Origin of the sequence: Kitasatospora putterlickiae (assembly GCF_039527695.1) — a bacterium.
GTDB lineage: Bacteria > Actinomycetota > Actinomycetes > Streptomycetales > Streptomycetaceae > Kitasatospora > Kitasatospora putterlickiae.
In genome coordinates this window covers 1-3,615 of record NZ_BAAAKJ010000252.1, presented here as the reverse complement: position 1 = coordinate 3,615, position 3,615 = coordinate 1, and the positions used below count along the sequence as shown (strand labels likewise).

At 75.0% G+C, this 3,615-nt stretch carries 2 protein-coding genes and 1 pseudogene; all 3 read left to right on the top strand.

Going from position 1 to position 3,615, the window contains the following annotated elements; genetic code table 11:
* The first annotated feature begins 543 nt into the window (after positions 1 to 543).
* The gene (gene nth, locus ABD308_RS25245; RefSeq protein ID WP_425554846.1) at positions 544 to 1,419 is read left to right on the top strand and encodes an endonuclease III; all 876 of its coding nucleotides are present in this window, start codon (positions 544 to 546) and stop codon (positions 1,417 to 1,419) included.
* A pseudogene (locus tag ABD308_RS25240) lies at positions 1,416 to 2,078 on the top strand (NUDIX hydrolase); the annotation flags it as partial. The gene nth and the pseudogene ABD308_RS25240, both read left to right, overlap by 4 nt.
* Before the next feature lie 298 nt (positions 2,079 to 2,376).
* Positions 2,377 to 3,561, top strand: coding sequence for a MarP family serine protease (locus ABD308_RS25235; protein WP_344338864.1), 1,185 nt, complete (start codon positions 2,377 to 2,379; stop codon positions 3,559 to 3,561).
* The last annotated feature ends 54 nt before the right edge of the window (positions 3,562 to 3,615 follow it).

Genomic DNA, 3,615 nt, shown 5'->3' with positions numbered 1-3,615 from the left:
CCGGACGAGCGCGGGCACGGCGGTGGCGCAGCTCGCCTACACCGCCGCCCGCCGGGCCGCTGCGGAGCTGCTCGGCCCCGGCACCCTGACGGCTCCGGCCGGCGCGCTGGGCTTCGGCGACGTCGACGCGCTGTTCCGCGGCTGACGGGGGCTCCGGCGGGAGCTCCGGCGGGTGGCCGGTGGCCGCCGGCAGGAGCTCTGGCGGGCCGCCCGGGTCGGAGCGGGCGTCAGGCCTCCGGGGGCGCGGGCAGTTCGGCGAGCGCCGTCGGCGGCGAGTTCGGCGACGGACGGACCGCCGGACGCGGTCGGGGGCGCCACCGTTCCGCTCGCCCTCCCTCGCCGAACTCGTCGAACGCGGCGAGGTGCCCAGCGGCGCCCCCGCCCTGCTGCTCGGCTCGGCGGCGGCCTCTCCCGGGCCGGTCAGGTGGTCACCTGCCCCTGACACGTGCCCCGGCAGGTGCCCGCTGGCGTGCGGCCACTGAAGGGGAGCCGGGCCTGGCCGATCGGCCGCAGGAGCGCGGCCGTCCGGCGTAGCCTTCACGCATGGCAGAGAGCAAGGTCCGGAAGACCGCGTCTGCGGGGAAGCCGGTGGACAGGGCGGTCGGTGCGCGCAAGCCGGAGTCGCGACTGGCGATGGTGCGGCGGGCCCGGAGGATCAACCGGGAGCTGGCGGAGCTGTATCCGTACGCGCACCCGGAGCTGGACTTCGAGAACCCCTTCCAGCTGCTGGTGGCCACCGTGCTGTCGGCGCAGACCACCGACCTGCGGGTGAACCAGACGACCCCGGCGCTGTTCGCGAAGTACCCGTCGCCGGAGGACATGGCGGCGGCGAACCCGGCGGAGCTGGAGGAGATCATCCGGCCGACCGGCTTCTTCCGGAACAAGGCGAAGTCGCTGATCGGCCTGTCGATCGCGCTGCGCGACGAGTTCGACGGGCAGGTCCCCGGCCGGCTGGCCGACCTGGTCACGCTGCCCGGCGTGGGCCGCAAGACCGCCAACGTCGTGCTCGGCAACGCCTTCGGAGTTCCCGGGATCACCGTGGACACCCACTTCGGGCGGCTGGCCCGCCGGTTCGGGTGGACCGCCGACGAGGACCCGGTGAAGGTCGAGGCGACGGTCGCGGAGATCTTCCCGAAGTCCGAGTGGACGATGCTCTCGCACCGGGTGGTCTTCCACGGCCGGCGCATCTGCCACTCCCGCAAGCCGGCCTGCGGGGCCTGCCCGATCGCACCGCTCTGCCCCTCCTACGGGGAGGGCGAGACCGACCCGGAGAAGGCGGCGAAGCTGTTGAAGTACGAGCTCGGCGGCCACCCGGGCCAGCGGCTGCGGCCGCCCGCCGACTTCCCGGGCGAGGCCGGTGCCCGCGCCGACGCCGCCGCGCACCACGGCCAGGTCGCCGACCTGGCGGTGGCCGAATGAGCGGGCGCCCGGAGCCGCGGATCGAGCGGGACGGGCTGCCGACCTGGCTGGAGCCGGTCCGGGAGGCCGCCGAGCGGGTGCTGCCCGAGCAGCTGAGCCGCTTCCTGCCGCCGGCCGAGGGCGGCCGGGCCTCCGCCGTGCTGATGCTGTTCGGCGAGGCCGAGTCCGGGCCGGACCTGCTGCTCATCGAACGGGCCCGCTCGCTGCGCTCGCACGCCGGGCAGCCGTCCTTCCCGGGCGGCGCGCTGGACCCGGAGGACGGCGATCCGGCGGGTCCGGGGCCGGTGGCGGCGGCGCTGCGCGAGGCCTGGGAGGAGACCGGCCTGGAGCCGGGCGGCGTGCAGGTCTTCGCCACCCTGCCCGCGCTGTACATCCCGGTCAGCCGGTTCGTGGTGACCCCGGTGCTCGGCTGGTGGCGCGAGGAGTCGCCGGTCCGCCCGGTGGACCTGGGGGAGACCGGCGCGGTGTTCCGGGTGCCGATCTCGGAGCTGACCGACCCGGACAACCGGGCCCGGCTGCGGCACCCGTCCGGCCATCTGGGCCCGGCCTTCGCGGTCGGCGGGCGGCTGGTCTGGGGCTTCACCGCGGGGGTGATCGACCGGGTGCTGCACCACAGCGGTCTGGAGCGGCCGTGGGACGCGGACCGGATCGTCGACCTCTCGGACGAGGCGCTGGAGCTGGTGCAGGGCGATCTGGAGCGCTCCCGGGCGCTGCTCGGCGGCGGCGCCGGGGCGCGGCCCGGCCCCGACACGGCGACGCTGCTCGACCGCGAGCCGACGACGCTGCTCGACCGCGACACGGCGGCCCTGCTCGACCGCGACGCCGGAACGCTGCTCGATCGCGACGCCGGGGCGTTGTGAACCGCAGGGCGGCGGACGCGGCCGGGCCCCGCGAGGTCCCGGCCGGATTCGGCGTTCGTTCCCCCGGCCGGGTGGTCCGTCGTGGGAGGGTGTCCGGGTGAACGTCCTGGATGTGCTGTTGATCGTCGCCGCCGTCGGCTTCGCCGTCTCGGGCTACCGGCAGGGCTTCGTGGTCGGTGTCCTGTCGGTCCTCGGCTTCCTGGGCGGAGGCCTGCTCGCCGTCCAGTTGCTGCCGCTGCTGCTCGACCACCTCAGCCCCGGGACGACCGCCTCGGTGATCGCCGTGGTGGTGGTGATCGTGCTGGCGGCGACCGGCCAGGCGATCACCACGCACTTCGGCTGGAAGCTGCGCGGCCACATCGACCGCCGCCCGGCCCGGACCCTGGACGCGGCGGGCGGCGCCGTGGTCAACGTGATCTCGATGCTGCTGGTGGCCTGGCTGATCGGTTCGGCGCTCGCCGGGACGTCCCTGCCGACGGTCTCCAAGCAGGTCCGCACCTCGGCCGTGCTGGGCGGCGTCCAGGACGCGCTGCCCTCCGACGCGCCCAACTGGTTCTCGGACTTCTCCAAGGTGCTCGCCCGCAACGGCTTCCCGCAGGTGTTCAACCCCTTCGAGCACGAGCCGATCACCCAGGTCGACATCCCCGACCCGGCGCTGGCCGCCAGCCCGGCGGTGGCGAAGGCGCGGCAGAGCCTGGTCAAGGTGGTCGGCACCGCCACCGCGTGCGGCAAGACGCTGGAGGGCAGCGGCTTCGTCTACGCCCCGCACCGGGTGATGACCAACGCCCACGTGGTCGGCGGTGTCGACGAGCCGACCGTGCAGGTCGGCGGCGTCGGCCAGCTGTACGACGCGACGGTGGTCAGCTACGACTGGCAGCGCGACATCGCCGTCCTCGACGTGCCCAAGCTGAACGCGCCGCCGCTCGCCTTCGCGGGCGAGGCGAAGACCAATGACAGCGCGATCGTCGCCGGCTTCCCCGAGAACGGCGCCTTCAACGTCCAGCCGGCCCGCATCCGCGGCCGGATCCAGGCCAACGGCCCGGACATCTACCACCGCGGCCAGGTCGTCCGGGACGTCTACTCGGTGCGCTCGCTGGTCCGCCAGGGCAACAGCGGCGGTCCGCTGCTCACGCCGGACGGCGAGGTGTACGGGATGGTGTTCGCCAAGTCGCTGGACAGCGCGGACACCGGGTACGTGCTCACCGCCGCCGAGGTGCGCCCGGACGCCGAGCAGGGCAGTGCGGCGACGGGCCGGGTGGACACCCAGGGCTGCGCGCTCTGACGTCGTCCGGCTGCCGGCCGGGCACCCGGCCGGCAGCCGGGTGGAATCCGTCAG

Excerpts from the sequence above, each read along its gene's own strand:
- nth (WP_425554846.1), top strand. The coding sequence starts at position 544 with ATGGCAGAGAGCAAGGTCCGGAAGACCGCGTCTGCGGGGAAGCCGGTG.